The organism is Spartobacteria bacterium UBA695 (genome assembly GCA_002298145.1).
In the GTDB taxonomy this organism is placed as follows: Bacteria; Verrucomicrobiota; Verrucomicrobiia; order Chthoniobacterales; family Chthoniobacteraceae; genus UBA695.
The window spans coordinates 75,602-100,802 of sequence record DBMP01000015.1; the positions used below are offsets into that span (position 1 = coordinate 75,602).

General features: G+C 59.8%; 14 protein-coding genes. 9 read left to right on the plus strand and 5 right to left on the minus strand.

Annotated features, from left to right (window positions below):
* Window position 1: 1 nt before the first annotated feature.
* From B2828_RS09360 to B2828_RS09380, 5 genes are read right to left on the minus strand one after another with little or no spacing between them, the layout of a single operon-like run.
* Window positions 2-3,139: an alpha-mannosidase gene (locus B2828_RS09360; RefSeq protein ID WP_479633461.1), complete on the minus strand. Its 3,138-nt coding sequence runs from the start codon at window positions 3,137-3,139 to the stop codon at window positions 2-4.
* Between the two features lie 5 nt (window positions 3,140-3,144).
* Complete coding sequence (gene vccD, locus B2828_RS09365; protein ID WP_479633462.1) at window positions 3,145-3,756, minus strand: Verru_Chthon cassette protein D; 612 nt, start codon at window positions 3,754-3,756, stop codon at window positions 3,145-3,147.
* A 6-nt stretch (window positions 3,757-3,762) separates the two neighbouring features.
* Window positions 3,763-7,476 (minus strand): Verru_Chthon cassette protein A, encoded by a 3,714-nt coding sequence (gene vccA, locus B2828_RS09370; protein ID WP_479633463.1) that lies wholly within the window; start codon window positions 7,474-7,476, stop codon window positions 3,763-3,765.
* An 11-nt stretch (window positions 7,477-7,487) separates the two neighbouring features.
* Window positions 7,488-8,456 (minus strand): Verru_Chthon cassette protein C, encoded by a 969-nt coding sequence (gene vccC, locus B2828_RS09375; protein ID WP_479633464.1) that lies wholly within the window; start codon window positions 8,454-8,456, stop codon window positions 7,488-7,490.
* A 55-nt stretch (window positions 8,457-8,511) separates the two neighbouring features.
* Entirely contained in the window at window positions 8,512-9,027 is a 516-nt protein-coding gene (locus B2828_RS09380) for a prepilin-type N-terminal cleavage/methylation domain-containing protein (protein ID WP_479633465.1), read from the minus strand.
* Window positions 9,028-9,192: 165 nt separating this feature from the next.
* Between B2828_RS09380 and B2828_RS09385 the strand changes: the two genes are divergently transcribed.
* From B2828_RS09385 to B2828_RS09425, 9 genes are all read left to right on the plus strand, one after another.
* Complete coding sequence (locus B2828_RS09385; protein WP_479633466.1) at window positions 9,193-10,230, plus strand: LacI family DNA-binding transcriptional regulator; 1,038 nt, start codon at window positions 9,193-9,195, stop codon at window positions 10,228-10,230.
* A 150-nt stretch (window positions 10,231-10,380) separates the two neighbouring features.
* Window positions 10,381-11,523: a glycoside hydrolase family 5 protein gene (locus B2828_RS09390; protein WP_479633467.1), complete on the plus strand. Its 1,143-nt coding sequence runs from the start codon at window positions 10,381-10,383 to the stop codon at window positions 11,521-11,523.
* A gap of 31 nt (window positions 11,524-11,554) precedes the next feature.
* The gene (locus B2828_RS09395) at window positions 11,555-12,109 is read left to right on the plus strand and encodes a hypothetical protein (RefSeq protein ID WP_479633468.1); all 555 of its coding nucleotides are present in this window, start codon (window positions 11,555-11,557) and stop codon (window positions 12,107-12,109) included.
* Between the two features lie 62 nt (window positions 12,110-12,171).
* Window positions 12,172-14,418 (plus strand): beta strand repeat-containing protein, encoded by a 2,247-nt coding sequence (locus B2828_RS09400; RefSeq protein WP_479633469.1) that lies wholly within the window; start codon window positions 12,172-12,174, stop codon window positions 14,416-14,418.
* 93 nt (window positions 14,419-14,511) lie between these two features.
* Window positions 14,512-15,723: a glycoside hydrolase family 130 protein gene (locus B2828_RS09405; protein WP_479633470.1), complete on the plus strand. Its 1,212-nt coding sequence runs from the start codon at window positions 14,512-14,514 to the stop codon at window positions 15,721-15,723.
* Window positions 15,724-15,731: 8 nt separating this feature from the next.
* Window positions 15,732-17,033 carry an acetylxylan esterase gene (locus tag B2828_RS09410; protein WP_479633471.1) on the plus strand — a complete coding sequence of 434 codons (1,302 nt, stop codon included), beginning with the start codon at window positions 15,732-15,734 and terminating at the stop codon, window positions 17,031-17,033.
* Between the two features lie 202 nt (window positions 17,034-17,235).
* Window positions 17,236-19,065, plus strand: a complete 1,830-nt coding sequence (locus B2828_RS09415; protein WP_479633472.1) for a GH36-type glycosyl hydrolase domain-containing protein — start codon at window positions 17,236-17,238, stop codon at window positions 19,063-19,065.
* 143 nt (window positions 19,066-19,208) lie between these two features.
* Entirely contained in the window at window positions 19,209-22,727 is a 3,519-nt protein-coding gene (locus B2828_RS09420) for a glycoside hydrolase family 2 protein (protein WP_479633473.1), read from the plus strand.
* Window positions 22,728-22,752: 25 nt separating this feature from the next.
* Window positions 22,753-25,194, plus strand: a complete 2,442-nt coding sequence (locus B2828_RS09425; protein ID WP_479633474.1) for a beta-glucosidase H — start codon at window positions 22,753-22,755, stop codon at window positions 25,192-25,194.
* Window positions 25,195-25,201: the final 7 nt, after the last annotated feature.

Genomic DNA, 25,201 nt, shown 5'->3' on the forward strand with positions numbered 1-25,201 from the left:
CTTAGAAAATCGCTCTTAGAGTGATGATTTGGAACGGAGCGAACTCCAGCGTGACGCGGCCCTCTTGCAGGGGCAGCGGATGCGGTTCTTCTTCCAAAAGATTGGTGACAGAGACCTCGCGCAAGGGTTGGCGGAAGGTCAACTCGGCCCGGCCATGGGAGCCCTCGGCCTCGTAGAGCCGCAGGATGATGCCGGGGCCGTCTTCGGCGGGCTTGACCGTTTCGCACAGAATGTTAGGAGCACTGATATCACAGAGTCCCGCGAATGAATGCGCGCCGGGGGTAACGACCAAAGGGATATTGAATTCGTACGCGGGACGGATGACGGCGTCGGTGGAAAAAGCGCCCGCGTGCGGCAGCAGGGCATAGGAAAAGAAGTGCTCCCCGGCGTCGCCCCGAGGATCGGGATGGCAGCCGCCTTTGAGCAAGGTGAGCCGCAGGTCGCTGTTTTCCACGGAGATGCCATACTTGCTGTCGTTGAGGATGGCGACGCCGTAGAGGGTTTCCGAAAGGTCGGTCCACTTGTTGTTGCAGACTTCAAACATGGCTTTCTCGTAAGGGGTATTTTTGACGGTCGAACGCAGGGCGTGCCCGAACTGGATTTCGTGCCGGGCAAAACGGGACCGCAGGTTGAGGTCGAAGCCGACTTTGAGAAGCTGATGTTTTTCGTGCCAAGCGACCCGGGTGTCAAAGTCGATTCGATACGATTCGGTATGAACCGTCATGTCCTGCGTGATGCGGGATTGGCGACCGATTTCGTAGACGCTCCGCAGCGTGAAGCAGAGCGGGCCGTCGGCGACGACGCGGCGTTCGGCAAGCCGCGTCTGGAGCTTCATTTTGAGCTTTTGGTCGGGATCGATATCCCAGTTATCCCAGACTTCGGGGACGTCTTCGCCAAGCAGGAACGCGTTGAGGGGGTGACCGCCGCCCCGCAGTTCGCGGCGGTGGGCGAGGTCGTAGAGCGAGGCAATGTAGCCGTGTTCGTCGAATTCGATTCGGAAGAGAGGCGTCTCGAGCGTGTGTCCGTCGTACGAAAACGGGGAGGCGGGGCGCGGGGCCGGGGCGGAAGTCGCCGCGAACGAGGCGCGGCCAAGGGCAGGCACGGCCAGGCCTTTGGCAAGGAGCACGGGCTCACCGCCGATGGTTTCGATCGCCTGAGTGATGACAGACGGATCAACGCAACCGGTGCCGGGCGGCAAGCCTTCAATACGCAGCGTGCCGGTCCGATCCCAACCGAGGCTATTCCAGAGCGTCCAGGCGGAGTCCTCGCCAGGGGCGGTGCCGAGTTCGCGAGCAAGGCGGTGGGCGGTTGCTTCGACGTCGCGCAGTTCGGCGATGGCGCGGTCGTGCACTTCGGGCATGGAGGTGCCGGGGAGGATGTCGTGGAATTGGTTGATGAGGAGTTGACCGTAGAGGGCGTCGGTGGCGGCTTTGCGGGAATCGCCTCCGCCAAGCAGTGTGACGGCGGAGAGAAACTCCGCGTTGTGCAGGGCGATTTCACTTTTACGAATGCCGCGCTTGATGGCGCCCATCTGCGTGAGTGTGCCCCGGTGGCCTTCGAAGTAAAGTTCGCCCGAGTAGGTGGGGATGTGGGTGGAGGTGGCTTCCAGGTCGTCCATGAACTGACGGACGGTGGTGTGTTCGGCGCGGGGGCAGCCGTCGAGATCACGGCAGCGCCGCGCCATTTCGAGCATTTCATACTGCGGCCCGCCGCCGCCGTCGCCGAAGCCGTAGGAGATGAGGCGGCTCTGGTTGACTTCCTTGTGCTGGACGTAGTTTTCCACCGTGCGGAAGTCTTTTGGGCCGCCGTGCAGCTTAGTGATGAGCGTGGCGGGATCGGGCCAGCAGTGGATATCGTTGAAGTGGGTGAGCACTTTGGAACCGTCCAGCCCTTCCCAATAAAACGTGTCGAGCGGAAAGGTATTAGTGTCGTTCCAGGTGAGCTTGGTGGTGAGGAAATTGCGGATACCGCACCCGAGCAGGATTTGCGGCAATGCGGCGCTGTAGCCGAAGGTGTCGGGCAGCCAGAAGGTATTGGAGCGGTAGCCGAAGTGAGCTTGCGTGTAGCGCTGGCCTTTCATGAACTGGCGAACCATGGATTCGCCGCTGGTCATGTTGCAGTCGCATTCGATCCACGCCCCGCCGTTGGGCTCCCAGCGCCCTTCTTTAACCCGCGCTTTGATCTCTTCAAAAACCGACGGGTAGTGGAGCCGCATCAGCTCGGTGTGGTAGGAGCTGCTTTGGTGAAAGGTGTACTCCGGGTACTGCTCCATCAGATTAAGTACGTTGGAGTAAGTGCGCGCGCATTTACGGATGGTCTCGTCGATGGGCCAGAGCCACGCGGTGTCCATGTGGGAGTGGCCGATCAATCCGGCCCGGGCGGCGGAATCGGAATTGCGCAGGGCGAGCTCGGGGGCCATTAAGGCACGGGCTTCGGCGAGTTGCGCGCGCCATTCTTCCCGGGGAAGGAGGGCTGGGTCTTGGGCTACGACTTCGAAAACCCGCTCCAGCACGGCGCTGATGTGGCCCCGGCGAAAGCTTTCCTGCGGCAGCGCCTGCTGCAATTGGGAAAGGCTCCGAAGGTCGAATACAAAGTCTTTGACGTCGTCGAGCCGCCGCATGAGCGTGACGCCTTCAAACAACTTGGGAAAGCGGATCGGGTAGGCGTCCTGGGTTTCCGGCGTGTCGAGCGGCATCGAGCCGACAGACGGGTGCCCTGCGTAGCTTTCGGCGGCAATTTCGTAGCTCTTCCCGGCGATCGGGCAGCGGTCGAGCATCAGGGTATGATGGTTGCCTCGCGGGGCGGCGTCCCTGGGGTGGGTGAAGAGGCCTCTCGGTTTGCCGTCGATCCAAAAGAGTGCTTCGCAGCCTCCGGTGCGCGCGCGGATGAAGAGGGGTTCTCCGGCAGCTTCGGCAGGAATGCTGACGTTGCCGACGAACCAGCAACTGCCCCATTGCTCTCCCCATTCGGTGCCGTGGGCGGCGCGCGGCCACTTGGACCATCCACCAGGGACGCTTCTCCAATGTTCGCGGGTCTCGCAATAATGCACCGGGATATCGCCCACCGTTTCAAATATTAAGGATGAGTAAGTATCCGCTATCCGGCGGACTTTGTTGATGGATTTTGCAGAAATGAGCATGAGATTTAGGGCCGGAATACGCTGGGCTTCCCGGAAACCGGATCGATTTGTATCGTCAGGAAATTGGCGGGAAGTCCGTTGGACTGGATGGGATCGGTTTCCAGAATGGCGGTGAGAAACCACTTGGAGGCGGGATCGAGGCTGGTTTCGCCGGTGGGCTTGAACTGGAAAGCGACGTATTGGTAGTTGGTGCCGACGCGGGGGAGACGGGGAGAGGATGCGTCGGCGGTTTGTTGGGTTAGTGTAAGGAATGAGGTTTTGTCCGTCGCGGAGGCGAGGACGACGCCCTGGGGAAAGCGGATCGGTTTGGTGGCGGCTTTGTTGCCGCTGGGCTCGATCCTAAAGAGCTGGAAGGCGCGGTAGGCCATGGCGCCGGTGTCGTCGGGCAGCCGGTAAAAGCGGACTTCAACCTGACGGTTGTAGGTGTTGGCGATTTGCTGGGCGAGGGAGAGGTTGCCGACGACGATTTCGCCCGTGGAGGCGACGTTGGAGGCACGGGCGCTTTTCTGGAAGGTGGCGACGGAGGTTCCGAGCAAGGCGATAAGGATCGCCATGACGATCATGAGTTCCAGCAAGGAGAATCCCGCGTGTTGTGATTTGCCGCTTGGCCGGTTCATGCGTGACTAGTGGTTGAACCGCGTCTGGTTGATGACGCGGAAGCGGTAGTGCCCTTCCATGTTTTCCCCCGTGGGATTGGTGGCGCAGTCGGGGAGCGTGGCGTCGGTGGGATCAATGTAGCGTTCGATGGTGACGGAGCCGCGCCGCTCGCCGGTGACGGCACCCATCGATTCATCCCATACCTCGGTCCCGTTTTTCGGGCGTTGCAGGGTTTGCACGCGGTAGTAGACCTGGAAGACGTTCGATTTGGTGGTGAGCCGCGCGTAGAGGTTCGTGTATGGTTTTTCGCGGAGGTTATCGCCAGTGAGCTGATTGGCGGCCCAGTAAGTCTCGGCGTTTTGGTTGCTGATCCACGTTTGGTTATCGGGAACAAGATAGACGTCGCAGATCTCCGTGGCGGAGCGGAAGATGTCCCCGCCCTCAAACCGTTCCCGGAATTGCCGCAAGGTGCCGTTGATGTCGCTGAGGTTCAAGGAATGCCGCGGAGAAAACGACCCCGTGGAGGATTTGATACCGCCGTTGATGTTGGGCACGGCGGCAATTTTTTCTGCCTTCAACGCCGCACGAACCGCAGTGTTCCGGGTAATATAGGTGTACGGCATGATCTGGTAGTTCATGTTGATCTTGCCTGAGGTGGAAAGCGGTTCGCTGAGCGCGTAAGGTTCGACCACCGGCATGTTGAAGAGGTCCATGATGAGATGATCCTTGGGGCCTTTGGTGTTGGCGGGGTGACTCTGCTGCGGGCGGAAAAGGAGGGTCTGCCAGGGGATACCCGCTTTAACCTGCGTGGGCAGCGAACCAAACATCCCGGGAGAAGGGATGATGCGGTTGGGAGCGAAAAACGACGGCCCGGGTGGATTAACCGCGGCGCTCTTGTAGTTGTTGTTATTGCCTTCGTCGGGTTTGTTGGCAAAGGCGCCGTTAAGGAACCCCGGGAGGCTGTTGTCCCAATCTCCGGTGGCGGCGGCGCTACTGACGTCGCCGGGCACGTCGGCAGCGCTGCTGGACGTGGCATTGCCGGAAACGAGATAGCCCCCAGAGGCTCCGACAACCGGCCACGCACCGCCAGCTTCCTGGAAGGAGTGGGCCAATTTTGAGGTGCCGGAATAGGCAGGATGCGTTTGAAATAACGTGGCGGTATCGACCGAATGGGTGGCGGCGACTAGGCGGAGATCGCCCGCCTTGGGCATCAATGTGCGTAACACGTCGCCGGAGGTTGGGTCCACGGTGGTGGTGGTATCCGTCAAGCTTAGCCGCCATGATGCAGGGGCGGGTTGCAAGTTGGACCGGATGAAGGAGCCTTCGTACTGAACGGAGCCGTTGCCCGGATTCTGGACTGCCCGCGATACCCGGGTGTCGTACCCCCACCAGTTGCTGGCTTTGCCGTTGGCTTCATTCACGCCGGTGAGGATCAGGTCGGGAGTGGGGACGAGGGCGGCGCCGTTGGTCCCGGTGGCGTCGGGGAAGGAGACGCCGAAGGTCTGGATGACTTCGGTGGCTTTGGTCTTCGAATTCACGGCCAGAAGGCTGACGCTAATGGTGCCGCTGGTGGAAATGGAAAGGGTGTTGGTGCTGACGGTGAAGGGGTTGCTGATAAAGGGATAGCGGGCGGTGTTGGTGGGGTTGCTCCAACCGTTGACGCTGTTGCCAACGGTGTAGCGGAACCCGTTGACGCCGCCCATGACGGTCGACTTGTAAACATCGTAGATCCGGGTCTGGGTGCCGCTGGAGGTGCTTGGGAAGGGGGCCAGGCCGTTGATTTTGAGGTTCTCCAGGCCGGAGACGCTGATCTGGAAGTTGCCTTCGATGCCGGTCCAGCCAGGCATGGCACTGGTGGCTTCGAAGAGCAGGGCGGCTTGGAGCCGTTTTTGCCCGCTGTTGAGAGCGGTGCGGGAACCGCCGTAGGTGTCGGCCAGGGTAGGGTTGTACGGGAAGGGGCTGGTGGTGGCCGTTGCCGCGGTGTAGTCGGTGCCCACCGCGGTGCCGTTGGAGCCGGTAAGCGAGCGGGCGGTGGCAAGATTGCTGACGGCTTTGGGGTCGTAGGCCGAGAGGTTGGTGGCAGGTGCCAGACCGTTGCCATCAGCGGTGCAGATGATGTGAAGGCCAATTTCCGATATCGTGTAATACCGGCCCAACCCCTGGGTGGAGCCGATCTGGATCGGCGAGACCTGACCGTGCCCCGGCCAGTAGTAAGACGTGCTCTTACGCGGTGTGGTGAACTGGTAGAACTGCGTGGGCGCGGTGCCGGAAACGTAGGAGTTTCCAAGGCTGTCGTCAAAGAGGTTGGTACAGCGGATGTAGTCGAAGATTTCGGTGAGGATCTGGTCGGCATCGCTGCCGTATTTATCCTGGAAGCTGACGCCGGAGAAGCCAGGGACGGCCCGGGAGGTCATGTTCTGGAGGTAGCTGTAGAGATCGCGGTTGCGCTGGATATTGGCGTAGTCGTTGGTGGCGCTGCCGGAGTCCTGCCGCTGGAAGTAAAAGCGCCGGGAGGAGGAGATGCTGCCATAGGTGGAGCAGAATGCCGAAAGGCGGTCGAAGGCGTTGGTATAGGGGCTGTTGGGGTTGGTGGCGAAATCGACGTGGACGGGCCAGATCGAGACGCGGGGCCGCCCGAAGAGATTGAGTTCGGGCGCGGAGCTGCGGGCCGTCAAGAGAAAGCGAGACTGCACGAGCTGTGCTTGCGTGAAGCCCTGGGTGAGCCGCCCGTCAGTGCCGCTACGGAAGAGCAGTTCGTCGGTGTTGCTGTAGAGGCGGTCGGTATCGGGGATGATGGCCGTGGTGGAAGAGACGGTGCCGTTGTCCGAGCCGCCGGGCTGGATTCGGGGGACAATTCCGTAAATCGTGTCGGCGTTGAGCGTCGGGAATACCGCGCTGAGCGAGACCCCAGCGGGGTGCCCCGGGTAGCGTTGGAATTCGCCGTTGACCGGTTGGTAGGTGGCCAGGTTAACGTCGTCATTGACCGCGAAATGGGGCGTGTCCCAGTAGCTGCCCTCTGACGCAGTATTGATATTGATTTTGCTACTTTCGTCGTCCGTCCAAAAGGCGATGCGGCCCACGATGCTGGCGGTGGACGAGCCGAGGATGGTGGCGCGGGTGCCCGTGCCGGAGACGGTGGGAGAGACCAGGGAGCCGTCGCTGAGAATATATAGCCACCGGGCGGGCATCGGGATGGGCTGGCTGGTGCTGGCACCCGGCGGAGTGGAGCTAAGCGAATAGCCGTCGATGGTGCTATCCGGGGGCGGTGTGATAGGGTAACTCCCCGAGACGGGTTGGTTGAGGTCGGTAAAAATGGCGGGCTGGGTGGACCAGTTCGCCATGTCGGTGACTTCGGCGTTCAGGCTGATGCTGGAGGCCACCATGGTGCCCGACGAGTAGAGCTTGTAGACTTTGGAGAGGCCGCCATTGGGCAGGTAGGTGCGGATCATCCCCGGCTGGCTGGCCCAACCGGTTTCCGTGGAATCGACGGTTTCCGTGGTGGCCTGCCGGATTTGCGTCATGACGATGTTGGCCGCTGTATCTGCGAGGATCTGCGCTGCATTGCTATCGGCATGCGCCTTGGAGGCGCTCAGCTCGGTGCCGATGCTGCTCATAAAGGCGACGACCATTACGGAAATGATCACCAGGATAGCGAGGACGGTCACCAGGGCAATGGCGCGCTCCCCGCGGGGACGAAGGCCGCCGGTTGGATGAGGACTACGCAGGGGGTGGATGCTCATTGGGGGGGGTACTAGGGATTCCAGCGGGCTTCCCTCAAAGCCACATCCGCCCGGAAGACCCGGTAGTGGAGGCGCTTGCGCTCAAGCGCGTCCGTGACGGTGGTGAGGTCCGCTTCGAGATTGGCCGCGGTTTGAAAGACTTCCGCATAAGAAAAGCCCAGGTCAGGCAATGCGGAGCCGTTTTGCAACCGAGCCATGGAGCCTTCGCTAACGGCAATCAACACGACTTGGACGATGGGCGGAAGCTGGTGCATGGTGGCCGGTTGCGTCCCCGAGGTCCACGGGGTCCGGCTGTCGTACTCGTAGTCAGGGGCAAGCGTGGTGGCGTCTTCGGCCAGCTTGGGCAGGATGACGCAGGCGATGATGTTCTCGGCGATAACGTAAACGGGCGGTGTGGCAGCGGCGAGGCCGGTGGAGATCCAGGAGTGGTCGCTGACTTTGTAGATGGAGAGGTTCTCGGTGGGTTGGCGGAATTCCAGCAAGCGGTAACGCCAGCGCGGCGCGGGCGGGCTCGGCAACTGCGCCAGGAAACCGGGGCGGCTGGTCTCGTCGCTGTCGAATTCAACGAAAAAGCCCATGGCGTCAAGGAGCTTGGCCATTTCGGAGTAATCGGCGGTCTGGGTATAGCCCAGCGGCGCGGCAAAGAACACGGAATGGGTGACTTGGGTGCGGGCCCCTGTAAGCAGGTTTTTGCCCGAGATGAACTGCAACTCGGACTGCCGCCCGTAGACATCCGGCACAAAGGTCGCGGCATTGCTCGGCTGGCGGCGGGTACGGGAGCTGTCGTAGTAGTCGTAATAGGTGTTGAGCGTGGCCTGGCTAAGCGTGCGGCTAATCCGCTCAAAAGCGCGCCGGGCGGACTGGAATTCGTCGATCTTTTCCGAGGATGCCTTCCAGGCTTTTCCAGTGGTGTTAAGGAGCCCCATACATACCATCAAGATACTGGAAAGCACCACCATCGAGACCAATGCTTCGAGCAATGAGAATCCCCCCCTGGGGAGCTGCGGTGACCATGGCCTGCGAGGATTCACTTTTTTAACGCCCATTGTTTACAGCCAGCGTGCAGTAGGTCTTTATCTCGCCGTTGTTGCGCAGGTGGACGAGTTCGAAAATGACCGTCTTGGCAGTGCCATCGGCCACGGTGGCCCCCGGTAATTTGCAGGCTTGCTGTTGCAGGTTGACTTTGAAGAAGGCGTTGGCGGGAGTGTTCCCGCCGCTCTGGATGAAGGCGCCCCCTTCATCATAAAAACGCGGGAAGGTGCCGGTAAAGGTGGCGCTGCCGCCCACTACCGCGCTGTAGTCCATCAGTTGCAATTCGTTCGAAACCGCTTGCACGACCTGGGATTCGGCAGTGATGTTCATGAAGTTGCGGGAGAGCCCCACCCCCACCGAAAGCAGGCCGATCAAACCGGATGCAGCGAAGCTCATCACCCCCAGGGCCACGATGACTTCAACCAAACTGAACCCTCTCCGGGCAGAGGTCGCCGGAACACGAATACGAGATCCCGAAAGCCGCGGCGGCATGCAATAGGGGGGGAGGTGGGCTCGCATGGGTGTAACTTAGTTTTAGGCCGGTACCAAAACAACCGACTTTTCATGAACCCCGTTGCATGGGGCGCTTGCATTTCTCCTTTGGATCATTAAAAGTGCATGTGTCTGCCGCCGTTTTTCGGTCCCCCCTTTGAATAATTCGGCACGACTTTCTCAAGCCCCCTTATGTCCCAACTTCCCACTCATGCCGATATCGCGGCAGCGGCGGGTGTTTCCCGCGCCACGGTCAGCCGTGCTTTGACGAACCCACACCTGGTCAACGAGGCGACGCAAAAGAAGATCCTGTCGGTGGCTGAGAAACTGGGCTACCGCCCGGATCCTTTCGTAACCGCCAACATGCAGCGGGTGCGCAGTTCGGGGAAGATCCGTACTAAGGCGATCCTGGCTTATTTGATTCCCCGGTCGCTGCCCCGCTACGTTAAAGACGTCAACTCCTATAAGGATCACTATGATTCCGCCCAGCAGAAAGCGCATGAGCTGGGGTTTGAACTGGATACGATTTCGATGGAGGAAGAGAAGCTTTCAGCCAAACGCTGCTCAGAGATCATGATTGCCCGTGGAATCCAGGGTGTAGTTATAGGCCCGTTTGACAATCCTTTTATCCGGCTCCATTTGGACTGGTCCCGCTTTGCGGTGGCTACGATTGGGTTCGCGCATGTGCGGCCCCGGTTTTCCATTGCCACGACCAATCATTATCAAATCATGAGCTTGGCGATCCGGCGGTTGCGGCACCTAGGCTATCACCGCATCGGGATGTCGATGCCGTCGCGGGCGGACCGCTACACGCAGGGGATGTTCGGCGCGGCCTATTGCCAATATGCAGATGCGCAGCCAATGGGCGAGCGAATTCCCCGGCACGTCCTGGAGCTTAAAGATTGGGGCAAGGAGGCTTTCATGAACTGGTTCCGGCGGTATCAGCCGGAAGCGATCCTCCATATCACGAACGATGAGCGCCGGTGGATCGCCGAGGAGGGCATCCGTGTTCCAGAGGATGTCGGTATTGTGAAACTGGGGTGGGACGCGCCGGTCGATCTTGGGTACGCTGGGGTGAACCAGCATAATGAGCTGGTGGGCAGTGCCGCCGTCCAGCTCGTGGTGGATGCGCTGCATCTCAACGAACGCGGCGCTCCAGCTTACCCCAAGTCCATCTTGATCGACGGCGAGTGGGTGTCCGGCAATAGCGTCCGCTGCATTCGCCGGTAAAGTATCCCGAAACGGGCCTGGAATAAAAATGCGCAGATGCAACGAGGTGCAATTCATCCTGTTTGTTAAAATTGCGGGACGGCCCCTAAATTGCGCGTTGTCAAAAGAATTCAGTTCTCCTTTCCCTTCAGAAAACATCCCCATCCTATTATGATTCCTCGTCTTTTGTGGGCAAAGACCGTTGCTGCGGCCTTGGCCCTTTCCTCACTGGTATCGGCCACAGGCCTGGCTCAATCCTCCACCGAACGCCCTTCGCCCTACGAGCCGGTATGGCTGCGGGTATCGGGCAAGCAGATGGTAACCTCGCCTCTCGCCCCCGGTGGAGAAAAGCCGTTCATCCCCGTGGGGCTCGGGTATTGCCGAGACGTGATCATTCGCGCGCAGGATGAGGAGCTGATGAAATATTGCAAAGAGCGCAAACTCAATACCGTACGACTGAGCTTTTACCTGCTCAAATTCAACGGTAAAGCCGATAAGCCGATCGACGTGGATGCGCATATTCGCGACTTTGTTGACCCTGTGGTTGATGCCGCGCGGCGTAATAATATGTATGTCATTCTTGACGACCACGAGTACCTCAGCTCGGCGGTTGACGAAGCCTCGGCGCGGCAGAAGCAGAATACCAAATCTTGGGATGAAGCGACGGTGCAGCAATGGATCGACGGCTGGGTTAAGGTGGCCGAGCATTATCGCAACGACCCGTATGTGCTGGGCTATGAACTGATCAACGAGCCGCACGATATCGCGCCGGAGGATGCCCGGGAGAAGATTACCCGCTGCCTTCAAGCCATCCGCAAGGTGGATCAGCGCCATATCATTTTGCTCGGCAACCACGATTGGTCGCACGCCCGCTCGATGGAAAGGACTTGGGGGCCCACGGCTTCCACGGTCGATGCGCCCTACAACAACGTTGTTTTTACGTTCCATGACTATCCGGACGACAACGATCCGTGGATTGTCCAACAGCACGTGACCGCCTTCCGGGATAAATACAACGTGCCGGTGCTTTGCTCTGAGTTTGGAGCGACGCATTGGAACAAGAGCGAGACGGCTTGCCGCGAGTTTGAAGCTGGGATGATGACCCTCTTTGCCAAAGAAAACGTCGGCTGGATGATCTGGGCCTTGAGCAGCATGAAGGACCGCCCGCGCGCCGTGTGGATGGAACCCGGCAAAACGCTCCCCGGCGGGCACGAAGTGGGCGACAGCCTTGCGTATAGCGATATCTGGAAACCGGCGGCACGCATCATGGCCAGCCCATTCCCCACCGAATACAAGCCTTCCAAATCCAAATAGTTCCAACGCAGTTTAGCCAAATCAAATTCATATGAAGACCCCCATTCTTACCAAAATAGCAGCCCTGTTTGTTACCGTGGTGATGACCACACTTTCGTGCAACGCTCTGGCGGAGGACGCCAAGAGCCCCATCGCGGTCCTGATGCCTAGTGACCCGCAGTCCGAGTATGCTGGCGGGTTTTCCCAACACGGGAAAGTGACTGGATTTTCCAGCGGGGAAAATGAGCCAGTCCGCTTGACTACCGGATACCTGGGGGGCGTGGTTCGTTGGTTTTGCGATCACCTCTGGGTGCCCAAGGCCAAGATAGACTCTTGGGGCCGGTATGGCATTCGGGTGGAACTGCGCAGCCCCAAGGCAGATGCTAACGTCGAGGGCAATGCGGTATGGCTCGGGGTGGCCGAACCGCCGGAATATTCCCCGTCGGCTAAGGGAAACGTTCAACTTAAAGCTGGGCAATGGGGCGAGATTCTTTTTCCCGCGCCCTATATCGCGGGGATGAAAGCGGAGAAGATCAGGGGGCTTTTGTTGCAACTTAGCGAAGGTGAATACGAAATCCGCCGCATCGAGATTGTTCCACTACCCTAAATTACAATCAGTTGTCTCGTCTTTAGCCCAAACGAAGTCATCAACCCATCCCCTATAAAAACATGAAAACCCCTGCCCTCAAATCGATTAAAACCGTTATTCCTCTTTCGCTGCTGCTACTGGCAATCCCCGCAAAGGCGGCGGTCTGGACGAATATCCAAGCGGGCACCTATACTTGGGACTCAGCGAATTGGGATACGACTTATCCAAATGGAGCCGGAGCCGTTGCGGATATCAGCCCGGGGTATATCGGGCAGCTTAAGCTTAAGAATGACATTACCGGTGGAATCACTTTGGGCAAAATTACCGTTAGCGCTGCCAACAAGGCTGTATTCATCGCCGATGATGGTGTGGGCGTGCTTACTATGGATTCAGGTTCGAGCAGCCCGGCAATCATGGAACTGACGGCGACAAGTGGTAGCACTAGCAGCCTGACCGTCAGGGGGGCGCTGGTGCTTAACAGCGATCTTCAAATCCTCCAAAATAACACGACTACTACTGCCGAGGGAGCCATAGCGATTTCAGCTACTGCTTCGGGCGTGGGCCGCATTACGGTGATTAACAATCACGCTTTCGATTTAAGCCAGGGCACGGTGACGCTGAATTCATGGAATTCAGCGCCAGCCGGTGTGACCATTGCCAAGGGGGTTACCTCCATCATTGGGAGTAATAACTTTAACAACTCTGCCGTCATTACCTTGGGTACTGCGGGTGGGGGCAATGTTGGCTACGTTTGGGGAACGGGAAATAACCGATACGGCTATGTCAACAATAGCATCGTCGTCGCCGCCAACACCGGGGGGCAGACGGTTCTCGGGGCGATTAGTACGACTGCAACCGCTGGTCAGCAGACCTTCACATCGATTACGCTGAACCAGAATCTCGCCATTATCAGCCGCATGGCCGCAAGCGCCTCGTCCGGGGTTAACATTACAGGACCTATCTCCGGCACGGGCGGCCTTGCCATTAACGGCACCTACTCTATCGGTGGGGTATCCACACAAACCACCGGGGGAGTGCAACTGACCGGTACCAATACTTTTACGGGCGACACGCGTGTTGTCGCCGGGCAATTGCTTATCGGCGGCTCGTTGGCCCTGCAAAACAGTACACTGAATCTTGCGACCGGCGATACCGGAACTGTCGCCTTCGGCAAAGCGGCCAGTTCGAGCACCACGGCGGTCACGGCGGCTGTTTTGGGTGGCCTCTCGGGTTCCCGCGACCTTGCATTGCAAGATATTCTTGGCAATGCGCTGGCCTTAAAAGTAGGAAACAACAACCAGAGCACCACCTACACCGGCGCGCTGACCGGAGCCGGTTCGCTAACCAAGATTGGCACCGGTGGATTAGTCCTCGGTAGTGCCAATACCTATACCGGATTGACCACCGTCAGTTCGGGAACGTTGCAAATCGGCAATGGCACCAGCGGTTCAATCGCCAGCGGTACCGTCGCGGTGACCAGCGGGGCAACGTTGGCTTTCAACCAGGCCGACGGAGCCTCTTATTCTGGCACGATCGGCAACAACGGCACGATCAAAGCAACCTCCGCTTACAAGAACACTTTATCGGGTAATATCGGCGGCACTGGCGGGTTTGCCCAGGCTGGCAGCGGCACCACCACGCTTTCCGGTTACAATACTTACTCTGGCGCCACCAGCATCACCGGTGGTTTGCTGAATCTTACCGGTACCTCCACCAGCAGCGCTTTCACCGTGGGCGCCTCGGCGGGTCTGAAAGTCAACGGCTCGCTAGTCGGCACGGTGACTTCGGCGGGCGTGGTCGGCGGTACGGGGAGCATCTCCGGAGCCACGGTCATCACCGGCACGCTGGCCCCCGGCAACAGCGTCGGAACCATCCACACGGGCAATCTTTCCCTGGCTGGTGGCGGCACGCTTTCCGTGGAACTGGGCCGCAATGAGTCCAACGTGGCGGTGAGCGATCTGGCCAGCGTCAACGGCACGGTGACGCTCACCGGGGCAAACCTGCAACTGCAGGTTTATACCAGCTACACGAACCCGCTGATGGGCGATATCTATTTCTTGATTAACAATGACGGCAACTCCGATGCCATTGTGGGCACTTTCACGACCCTGGATGGTGTGGCGACTACTTTGACCGAGGGAAGCCGGTTTACCTGGAATTCCCAAGAATGGGAGATCACTTATACCGCAAACTACGACACCCAGAGTGTCACCGGAGGCAATGACCTGGCGATCATCGCCGTTCCCGAACCCGGCACTTGGGCGATAATCCTGGGTGGGCTAGGTACGCTGATTGCCGGGCAACGCCTACGCCGACGCAATGACTAAAGACTAGCATCTAAAAGGGGAGGCACCCCGGGCCGCGTTCTCTGATGGGACGCTCCCGGCTGCCTCCCTTTGTTTTTTCCTGCACCGCAATCTATGACAATCCCATCCACGTCCACTCCAATTCGACTCGCCGCCGCCGACCGCATGGCGACGCTTAAGCGCCATAGCGAAGAACTGCTAAGCCGCTGCAATGAAATCGACGAGCACTGGGACCATGGCGTTTTCAATCGCTACCGCCACCCGGTTCTCACCGCCGGGCACGTGCCGTTGGAATGGCGCTATGACCTTGATCCTGTTGCGAATCCATTCTTGATGGAGCGCCTGGGCATCAATGCGGTTTTCAATGCGGGCGCGCTGGAGTGGAATGGAAAAATCGTGCTCGCTTGCCGCGTGGAGGGCTACGACCGGAAATCGTTCTTTGCAATTGCCGAAAGCGCCAACGGGATCGACAACTTCCGCTTTTGGGACGAACCCATCGATCTCCCGGAGACCGGCGAACCCGACACCAACGTCTACGACATGCGCCTCACCCGGCACGAAGATGGGTGGATCTACGGCCTGTTTTGTTCCGAACGCAAAGACCCCGCCGCGCCGCTGCACGATACCTCCAGCGCTGTCGCGCAATGCGGCATTGTCCGGACCAAGGATCTAAAAAAATGGGAGCGCCTGCCCGATCTTCAATCCCCTTCCGCGCAACAGCGCAACGTGGTGCTCCATCCCGAGTTCGTTCATGGCAAGTACGCTCTCTACACCAGGCCGCAGGATTCCTTTATCGATGCGGGCAAAGGTGGCGGGATTGGCTGGGCGTTGTGCGATTCCATTGAGGCGGCTTCCGTTTCGGACGAAACCATCATTGACGGCCGCGTTTACCACACGATCAAGGAAGTCAAAAATGGTCAGGGGCCGGCTCCGATTAAAACGAATCGCGGCTGGCTGCACCTGGCCCACGGCGTGCGCAACACCGCGGCAGGGCTGCGGTACGTCCTTTACCTTTTCCTAACGGATCTTGCGGAGCCTTGGCGCATCCTTCACCAGCCAAGCGGGTACTTTATTGCGCCTGTGGGAAGCGAACGCGTGGGCGATGTTTCCAATGTGGTTTTCTCCAATGGCTGGGTGCTCCGCGATTCCGGAGCGGTGTTTATTTACTACGCTTCTTCCGATACGCGGCTGCACGTGGCGACCACCACCATTGAGCGCCTGCTCGATTACGTGATCCATACCCCCGAAGACGGTTTGACCACCCGGGCGAGCCTGGAACAACGTCTGGAATTGATCCGCCGCAACCGCGCTCTGCTTGGAGCTTAACTCCTTTTATGAATATCAGATCTTCCTTTGTCATTCTGTCGGCGGCAGCATTTTTGCAAAGCGCATCCGCATGGGCGGGCGTCGTTTCGCTCCAATGGTCGACCGACAAGGAGCCGGTTGCCTACCAACCCGGCGAGCCGATCACCTTCCAGCTCCGGTTGGTGGAAGACGGGAAGCCGCTGGCAGGAAAAACGCTCAAGTGGACGCGCCGTGGCGACGACCAGAAAACCGAGTCGGGGCAGCAGCCAAGCGCCGCCGATACGCCGTTGAAGATCGTCACTTCGCTAGACAAGCCGGGTTTTGTTTACCTTGCCGTCACCATTGCGAACGAGGACGGAACTCCGCTGAAAGGCAAGTTCGTCAACAACAAGGAGACCGGCAGCGGCTTTCTTTTGGAAGGGGACGCCACCGCGCCCGTAAAGTTTGAAGGCGGCGCTGGAGTGGAGCCCCGGAAACTGGAGGGCAACCCCGCACCAGCGGATCTCGACGCGTTCTGGACCGCTCAGAAAGCTCGGCTTGCGGCGGTCCCCATGAAGGCGGAACTCAAAGAGATCGAGTCGCCCAAACCGGGCTACGACGCGTTTGATGTGCAGATTCCCTGCCCCGGTGGAAAAGCGGTCTCCGGGTGCCTTGCGGTGCCGAAAACCGCTAAAGGAAAATCCCTCCCGGCGGTCGTCAGCTTCAACGGGTACGGGGTCAGTCCAGCCCGCCCGCAACCCGTCGCCGGGATGATCTCGCTCAACATCAACGCTCATGGGATCGAAAATGGACGAGAGCCGGAATTCTACAAGGCTCTGGGGCTGGGCGAACTCAAAGAGTATGCATTCTCCAAGCAGGAGAACGCGAAACCGGAGACCGCTTATTTCAACGGCATGGCGCTTCGCGTTTTGAGAGCTTTGGAGTACATCAAGTCGCGTCCCGAGTGGGATGGCAAAAATTTGATGACCCGCGGGGGGAGCCAGGGCGGTCTGCAGGCCATATGGGCAGCGGCGCTGGACGGCGATGTGACGGAATGCCGCGCCGAGATGCCCTGGTGCTGCGATCTTGCGGGCATCCAGGTTGGACGCCTGCGCGGATGGCGGCCCGATCCCGCCACCGGGCTTGCTTATTACGATCCCGTTCACCTCGCGCGCCGCATCAATTGCAAGGTGTGGCTTGGCGCGGGGCTGGGGGACGCCGTGTGCCCGCCTTCCGGGGTGAGCGTCTTCTTCAACACCCTCACCGTGCCCAAGGAGATCGAATATATCCAGGGGGCGTCGCACGTGCGCGCCACGGCGGATATGCAGCGGCAGATTTTCCGTTCGGAGTAGCTTTATGGAGCAGCCCCTTTTTGAAGAGGATCAACATTTTGGCCAGTGGACTCGAGATGATTCAGGATTACCCTGCTTTCGCCTCATAAGGCACGAGGAGCTTGCCCCGGAATCCTCTTTCCGCCATTTGATCAGTACAGGCCATCTTTCCGCGATGGCCGATTGCCGGGGCAACCTGAACCTGTTTACCACGGAGGAGGGCATGACTTGGCTAAACTCGCCAGAGTGCCCGTTTGGCCGCAGTTCGGGGTATTTGGTGCTTCATACCGGAGGGGAGATCTATTCGCTGATCCATGGCGAACTGGACCTCCGCCACGAGGTGGTTTACGGCGTGGGCTCGGCTCGGTACCGGGGCGCGTTGCAACTCCCCGGAGGCTTGCTGGAAGTGGAACAACACTTTCTGGCGCTGCCGGATCTGTCCAAGGCGATCCATCTTTTCGTGACGTTGCACAACCCGGGGCAGCAATCGCTGCGGGTTGATTTGGAATGGCGTAGCGATCAGGAGGCTTCGGGCGGAATGCGGGTCGATGCTTCGGCTCCGGAATCGGGTCCCGGCTGGAGCGCCTGCGCTGGCGACGGACCGTTTTTGACGGCTGATGGCGAGGGCTGGAAACCTTGTAGTGTGCCGCAAAGCCTGCGGCTGCGCCGGGCGTGCGTACTGCCTCCCGGCGAACGGGTCGTGCTACGCGCTACGGTCGGCTATGGCAAGCGGATCACGACCTGCGCAAACCCGCCGCAAGCCCAAGCGCAATGGAGGGCCCGCCTTGCGAACTACCGGGTCGCCGCGCCAGAGCCGTGGATGGAAGATGAGATCGTGTGGGACGCGGGCCAACTCCTTTCATTTACGGCCTACGACAGTTCCGTGGAGGACTATTTCATTGCGCTCGGCGGCTACGGCTGGCCCGAGTTTGGCGTGCGCGAAACCGCCGAGATGAGTATCGTGTTGGCGGAATGCGATTGGGACTTGGCGGTGACCTCGCTTCGGTATGTCGCCAAGACGCAGTTGGCCTCCGGCGATATTCCGAAAATCCATACCATGCGGCGCGACCGCCCGGTGAGGGAATTTGAAAGCGATAACGAGATCTGGCTGCTGCTGGCCGCCGCCGAATGCGTGAACCGGACGGGCCACGCGGAACTATTCGATCAGCCGTGCCCCTTTTGGGATCATGGGGAAAGCGTTCCGTTGTGGGAGCATTTGCGCCGGGCGTTCCGCTGGCTCAAGGAGTCGATTGGCCTGAGCCAGCGCGGGCTGGTCTTGATCCGCGAAGGCGACTGGAACGATTACCTCTCGCGCATGGGCGCAAAGGGAGAGGGCGATTCCGTGATGAACTCGGCCATGGCCTGCCGCGCATGTGACGGATTGATTCCATGGGCCCGGCGCCGGGGCGATCTGGAATTTGCCTCGGAGCTGGAGCAATACTTGCGGGCTCTGCGCGTGGCCGTGGGAAAGGCGTTCGACTCAGAATGGTTCCTTTGCGGTTACACCGACGATGGGAAGCCGGTAGGCTCGTTCGCCGAAGACCGCCTTTACCTCAACGCGCAAAGCTGGGCCGCCCTAGGCCGCTGTGGCACGCCGGAGCAACGGCGCACGGCATTGCGCCATATGCTAGAAAAATGTCACACCGACATCGGGTTGATTTTGCTGAGCAGGCCCTTTTCCAGCCCACCTCCGGACGACATTGCCAAGTGCCCCATCCCGCGAGGCGAAGGCGAGAACGGCGGCATTTGGCCACAGACGATTTATTGGGCGGTGTGGGCGCTAGCCGAGGAAGGGATGGTGGACGAGGCTTTGGCAGAGTGGGTTGCCGGAACCTTGCGCCATCACGCGCGGCGATTCCCCGGCGTTCCCTATGGCATCTTCAATGGCCCGGATTGCTTCTCATCGAAGTGGGCCGGATCGCGCGAAGGTTGCAGCGAGGGCTTCCGTGTCCGCAATGCGCCGATGGTGCCCATGGTGGCGTGGCAGGGTTTTGCCATGCGGTGCATCGAAAAAGCGCTGAAAAAGATGCCCGTGGTGCAACGGGGTGTGTAACGGGCGGATTGTTTCGCCAGGGAGGGATTCCCAAACTGGCGTTACGCATGAAATCGGTCCAAACCTCTTCCGCAATTCTTCTGCCGCAACCCGGAATTCTCCCGGGCGCCCCATGCCACTGGACGGTTTGTGGAAGAGCCAATGTGAGCCACACGGCGGATACCGTTCTGGTCCGCAACGGCTTTCTTTTAAGTTCGCTGCGGCATGCCAACGCGGAGATTGCGCTCCAGTGCCGCGCGCCGCAAGGCACCCCCGAGGTGCAGGTGTGGGCGGGCTTTCGCGCGCGCGACCGCCACAGCCGTTATGTGATCGGCTTGCGCGGCGGCAACAATAACCACCTTTATCTGGCACGCTACGCCCCGGACGGCGGGTTCCGATTTTTGGGGATCGCACCGCTCGAATTTTCACCGCGTGTGGGCACTTGGTACACCTTGCGCATTCTACTCCAAGACCGCCACATCCTGGTTTATCTCGGCGATGAAACCAACCCGCGCATGGCAATCGAAGACGATACCAACGGGTGGACCGAAGGCGGCTTGGTGCTGGGCGGCGGCTATCTCACTACGGAGTTTTCCGAGGTCACAGTCCGTTCACGCGCCTCGGCGGATCTCCCGGAATTAGCGGAAGCACCAGCGGCGGCGCGTCCCGCGATCACCCGGCATGCGACTTACACTCCAGCACGAGTTGAGGTGCTACCCGACACTCGCGCGGAAATTCCACTCAACGGCTGCTGGCTATTTAAGCCCCAAAGCGCTCTTGATGGCGAATTCGCCAATGTCGACCTCGACGATTCCGCCTGGCACACGATGGATGTCCCGCATTTCTGGACACCGATGCTGGCCTGGCAACACGGGGAGACGATGTTCGATCACCTTGAGGGGGTTTCCTCAAGCCGGGGCATCAACGACGCTCTCTGGCTCGCCGAAATGGCCCGCGTGGAAGGCTATGGCTTTGACTGGCAGGCGACGCAAACCGCGTGGTACCGGCACCACATAATGCTGCCGGAGGATCTGCGTGGACACCGCTTTGAGCTGTGCTTCGATGCCATCGCAAAGGCGTGCGAAATCTGGGTCAACGGCAGCCTGGCCGAAACGCACATCGGGATGTTCAGCGAGATCCGATTGGATATTACCGACTTGGCGCGCCCCGGGGAGAATCTAATCGCCGTCAAAGTGATCCGGCACCCGGAAAACCTCTCCAGCAAAGACGGCCGCATTGTCGGCATCGCGGAATCCGTGGAAGTGACCGCGGAGATGACCAATTCAGTGCCCCGGGACATGTTCAACTTCGATCCTGCGGGAATTTGGCAGCCGGTAAAGCTGGTGATCACCCGTGAGGTTTACGTCCAGGATGTGTTTGTGCAACCGGCGCTCGACACCGCGCGGGTGAACGTGGAAATCGGCGCACGCACCGGGACCGGCGCAGAACCCATCACGCTCGGGTACACGGTTCGCGCCAAAGCAACCGGCGAAATTCTTCTAGCTTGCCGCGAGGCCGCCCACGGCTCGCCCGCCGAGCTTGCACGCCTAACGCTGCAACTCCCTAAAACGAATCCCCTCCCCTGGCATCCGGATGCGCCGCACCTGTACGTGCTGGATCTCGAACTCTTCCGCGACCGCCAAAGGATCGACTCGCACCAGACCACGTTCGGCTTCCGCACGTTTGGCGTCAGCGGAAATCGCTTCCTGCTCAACGGCCAGCCGTACTGGCTGCGCGGGGCGAACCATTTTCCCCACGGCCTGCGGCCCAACGACGCCGCGCTGGCCCGCCGCTTTGTCGAGTTGGCGCGCGAAGGCAATGTGCGGGTAACACGCACGCATGTGGCACCGCTGACGGAGACCTGGGCCGCCGAAACCGACCGGCAGGGAATGCTCGTCTCATTCGAGGGCATCTGGCCCTGGCTGATGCTGCACGGGGAGTTGCCCAACCCGAGGCTGCTTGAGATCTGGCACAACGACTTCGCCTCGCTCGTTCGCAAATACCGCAACCACCCCTCGGTGGTGCTCTGGACGGTCAACAACGAGATGAAGTTCTACATTTTCGACCACGAGAATAAAGAGCTGCTAGCACGCAAATGGGGCATCGTCACCCGCATGATCCGAACGGTCCGCGAGCTCGATCCGACACGCCCCGTCGTCGCCGATTCGGGCTACGTGCGCCGGCGGCACCAGGAGGATTACGAGCGCATCGTGCAGCCCCAGGGGTTCGATGATGGCGATGTGGATGATATTCACCAGTATTACTCCTGGTATCACCCTTCGTTTACCACCACTTACCGGGGCGAGTTTGCGAAGGGATTGGCCAGCCCGGACCGGCCTTGCATTTCACAGGAGCTTTCCAGCGGCTACCCGCGCAATGACGACGGCCTGCCGGTACGCGGCTATCTCTTTAACCATGCCACGCCACAGGCACTGGTGGGGGACTATGCCTTCGAGCACAACGATCCCCGGCACTTCCTCAACCGCGTCGCCTTCATCACGAAGGAAACCGGCGAGGCGATCCGCCGGACCAATCGCAACGAAGCAGCGGGAGTCTTGCATTTTGCTTATCTGAGTTGGTTTAAAAACGTGCATGACGCGACGACCATTGCACCGTGGGCGCCTTATGCGGCTTTGAAAACCACGCTGCAACCGGCTCTGGTCAGCGCGGAATTTTTTGGCCGGCATTTCTTCTGTGGCGACTCCGTTTCGCACCAAGTCTATCTCATCAACGACGCCACCGACGCGCAACCGATTCCAGAAGGCGAGTTGCTTTGGCAGGTGGCCGACCCTCACGGCGCGCCGCTCGCACAAGGCTGCGTGCCGACTCCCACAGTACCCTATTACGCGAATCGCCAAATTGCGGTCGATTTCGTGATGCCGGGGAATGTTGCAGGGCGGTGCGAGGGCAGCTTAAAGCTACAATGGACGGCTCGGGGTAGGACGATTTCCGAAAATGACTATCCGGTGGTCGTCGCATCCCGGAAGTGGGCCGCAGCTCCGCTCACCGGGAGCGGATTAGCTCCCCTCGCCGTCTATGATCCGGAGGGGCAATATGTCGATCTCATCCCAATGGGCGCAAAGACGCTCGATGATCTAGCGGAGGTTTACCCAGCCGCCACGCCGTGCCTTGCCGTCGCGGGACGAAGCGAGCACGTGCGCCAAGCTCTAGCCTCGCTGCGGGATTATGTCGAAAACGGCGGTCAACTTTTACTCCTGAACGTGGGAGATCTTTTGCCCGAAATGTTGCCGGGAACCGTCAAGGATTACCGCTGCGTTCCGGGCGAGATCGTTAACTTTCATTTACCCGAAGCTCCCATCTTCAACGGCCTGGAACCACAGGATCTCGCCTGGTTCCACACGGGCCCGCGCCCATCAGCGCTGGTTTGCGAAGGGGTGTTTCGGGTGGACCGCACCAAAACGGGCGTGTCCGTTCTTGCGGAGTTCTGCGATTACCATAACTACCTCAAACAACCGCAGGATGTGGTCCAATCCACCGGCACGCCCCTCTTCGAGTGCCGCATGGGAGAAGGCATGCTGGTTGCCGCTGAAATCACCCCGGCTGCCATTGTCCACGACCCGGTTGCCGCCCGGTTGCTCGCCAACACGCTGGCCTATGTGCAATGCCAGGCCGCCCCGGCCAACCATTCGCAAAAGCAATCTGCGCTCGCCTTTCCCCGCTAGGGTGTCAAAATCCGGTCCAATCACTATGGCCGAAATCGAACAAAGGGTCGACGCACTCCTGGCGCGCATGACCTTGGAAGAAAAAGTCGCCCTATGCCACGCCGGATCGAAATTCGCCGTGGCGGCAAATGACCGCCTGGGGATCCCGGAATTTTGGATGTCCGATGGCCCACACGGCGTGCGCCACGAAATTGAACGCGATAGCTGGGAGGCGGTCGATACGGACACGGATTTCGCAACCTACCTACCAACGGGGACGGCTCTCGCGGCGACCTGGAATCCGCAATCGGCAAGACGGTTCGGCGAAGTCCTCGGCGCGGAGGCGCGGGCTCGAGGGAAAGACATCATCCTTGGTCCTGGCATCAATATTGTTCGCACCCCGCTTTGCGGTCGTAATTTTGAGTATTACAGCGAAGATCCCTGCCACATTTCGAAAATGGTGGTTCCGGTAATCGAGGGAATCCAGAGTCAGGACGTCGCAGCGTGCGTCAAACATTTCGCAGCCAATTCCCAGGAACTCAACCGCAACGGGGTGGACGCGCGGATGGACGAGCGCACGCTGCGCGAAATTTATCTCCCCGGCTTCAAGGCTGCCGTGATGACGGGCAAGGCGTGGACGCTGATGGGGGCTTATAACAAGTTCCGCGGCCAGCATTGCTGCCACAACGAACATCTGCTCAATGAGATCCTCAAGGGCGAATGGGGATTTGACGGCGTGGTAATTTCCGACTGGGCTGGCACGTACGACACCATGGAAGCGGCCCGCTACGGGCTGGATTTGGAAATGGGGACCAGCCGCCCGTATGACGAGTATTACCTCGCGCGGCCCTTCCGGGAGGCGATTGAACGCGGAGAACTTGAGCCAGCGTTGCTGGACGACAAGGCCCGGCGTATTCTCCGCGTGATGTTCCGCGTCAGGCTTTTCGACGCCGACCGCAAGCCAGGTGAACGCAATTCGACGCGACATCACCAGGCGGCTTTGGAGCTAGCCAGGGAAGCGATTGTACTTCTCAAAAACGAACGCCAGGTTTTACCGCTAGACCCCAAGACGCTGCGCAATCTGGTCGTCATCGGCGACAACGCCACCGCAGAACACGCCCGCGGCGGGAATAGCTCGGGCGTGAAGGCGTTGTACGAGGTCACGCCGTTGCAGGGGCTTCGCAACCGACTGGGCGATGCGGTTAAAATCCAGTATTTCCAAGGGTATCCTCCCATTTCCAAATCGGCCCCAGATATCCAGGGGGAATACCTCGGCATCGCCGACAAAGGGGCGGGCACCCATGGCTGGAAACGGCGCTATTTCCCAAACCGAAATTTTTCGGGAGCCCCAACCGAAAGCGCCGACGCTACGCTTGATTTTACATGGGACGATGAAACGGAGTTTACTATTTCCTGGGAGACCACGCTGACGCCCCCGCGCTCGGGAATTTATGAATTTGTACTCACCGGTGTGAACCACGCCCGGCTTGAAATCGATGGCGAGGCGTTGATCCAGTGTTGGTCCGATGGCCAGAAGGATGTGATCGCCAAGTCGATTGAACTGGAAGCTGGCCATACCTATCGGTTCTCGGTGGCGCTAACGCCGCACGGGGCGGGCCGCGTTCACCTCGGCTGGATTCCGCCCGGCTCGTCCGCGCGGCAGGAAGAGCCCCTGGAACTGCTCCGCGCGGTTCGAGAAGCCGACGCTGTGATATTCGTCGGCGGGCTGAACCATCAATACGATGTGGAAGGTTCCGACCGGCCCGACATGGCTCTCCACGACGGGCAAAACGAGCTGTTGGCGAAAATTTTGGGGCTGAATCCCCGGACCGCCGTTGTGCTGGTTGGTGGCTCGCCGGTGGAGATGCCTTGGGCGGCTGACGCGCCCGCCATTGTGCAGGCGTGGTATGCGGGAATGGAGGGCGGCAACGCGATTGCAGAGGTCTTGCTGGGCGAAGTCAACCCGTCCGGGAAACTGCCGATGACCTTCCCGCGCTCGCTCCAAGACACCCCGGCACACCAGCTCAACGATTATAACGCGGAGTTCTGCGATTATAAGGAAGGCGTTTTTGTCGGATACCGCTGGTACGACGCCCGGGAGATCGAGCCGCTTTTCCCGTTTGGACACGGCCTCAGCTACACCACGTTTTCGTTGGAAAACCTGCGACTGGAAATATCCAAAGTCGGCGTGCACGCGCTACTTAATATTACCAACACCGGAAACCGCGCGGGTGCGGAAGTGGTGCAGTTCTACGTCGGCCAGAAGGCGTGCTCGGTGGAGCGGCCGTCGCGCGAGCTCAAGGAGTTCCAAAAAGTCGCTCTGGAGCCTGGAGAAACCCGCTTGGTGGAGGTGTTCCTGCCCCGCGAGGCATTTGCATTCTGGAGCCCGGCAGCGAATGCGTGGGTGGTAGAGGCCGGGGAGTTCGGGGTCGAAGCGGGGGTTTCATCCCGACAGATTTGCTGCACCGAAACGCTCCGAATGGAATAACCCCCAA

Excerpts from the sequence above, each read along its gene's own strand:
- B2828_RS09360 (WP_479633461.1), bottom strand. The coding sequence starts at position 3,139 with ATGCTCATTTCTGCAAAATCCATCAACAAAGTCCGCCGGATAGCGGAT.
- vccD (WP_479633462.1), bottom strand. The coding sequence starts at position 3,756 with ATGAACCGGCCAAGCGGCAAATCACAACACGCGGGATTCTCCTTGCTG.
- vccA (WP_479633463.1), bottom strand. The coding sequence starts at position 7,476 with ATGAGCATCCACCCCCTGCGTAGTCCTCATCCAACCGGCGGCCTTCGT.
- B2828_RS09380 (WP_479633465.1), bottom strand. The coding sequence starts at position 9,027 with ATGCGAGCCCACCTCCCCCCCTATTGCATGCCGCCGCGGCTTTCGGGA.
- B2828_RS09385 (WP_479633466.1), top strand. The coding sequence starts at position 9,193 with ATGTCCCAACTTCCCACTCATGCCGATATCGCGGCAGCGGCGGGTGTT.
- B2828_RS09390 (WP_479633467.1), top strand. The coding sequence starts at position 10,381 with ATGATTCCTCGTCTTTTGTGGGCAAAGACCGTTGCTGCGGCCTTGGCC.
- B2828_RS09395 (WP_479633468.1), top strand. The coding sequence starts at position 11,555 with ATGAAGACCCCCATTCTTACCAAAATAGCAGCCCTGTTTGTTACCGTG.
- B2828_RS09400 (WP_479633469.1), top strand. The coding sequence starts at position 12,172 with ATGAAAACCCCTGCCCTCAAATCGATTAAAACCGTTATTCCTCTTTCG.
- B2828_RS09405 (WP_479633470.1), top strand. The coding sequence starts at position 14,512 with ATGACAATCCCATCCACGTCCACTCCAATTCGACTCGCCGCCGCCGAC.
- B2828_RS09410 (WP_479633471.1), top strand. The coding sequence starts at position 15,732 with ATGAATATCAGATCTTCCTTTGTCATTCTGTCGGCGGCAGCATTTTTG.
- B2828_RS09415 (WP_479633472.1), top strand. The coding sequence starts at position 17,236 with ATGACTTGGCTAAACTCGCCAGAGTGCCCGTTTGGCCGCAGTTCGGGG.
- B2828_RS09425 (WP_479633474.1), top strand. The coding sequence starts at position 22,753 with ATGGCCGAAATCGAACAAAGGGTCGACGCACTCCTGGCGCGCATGACC.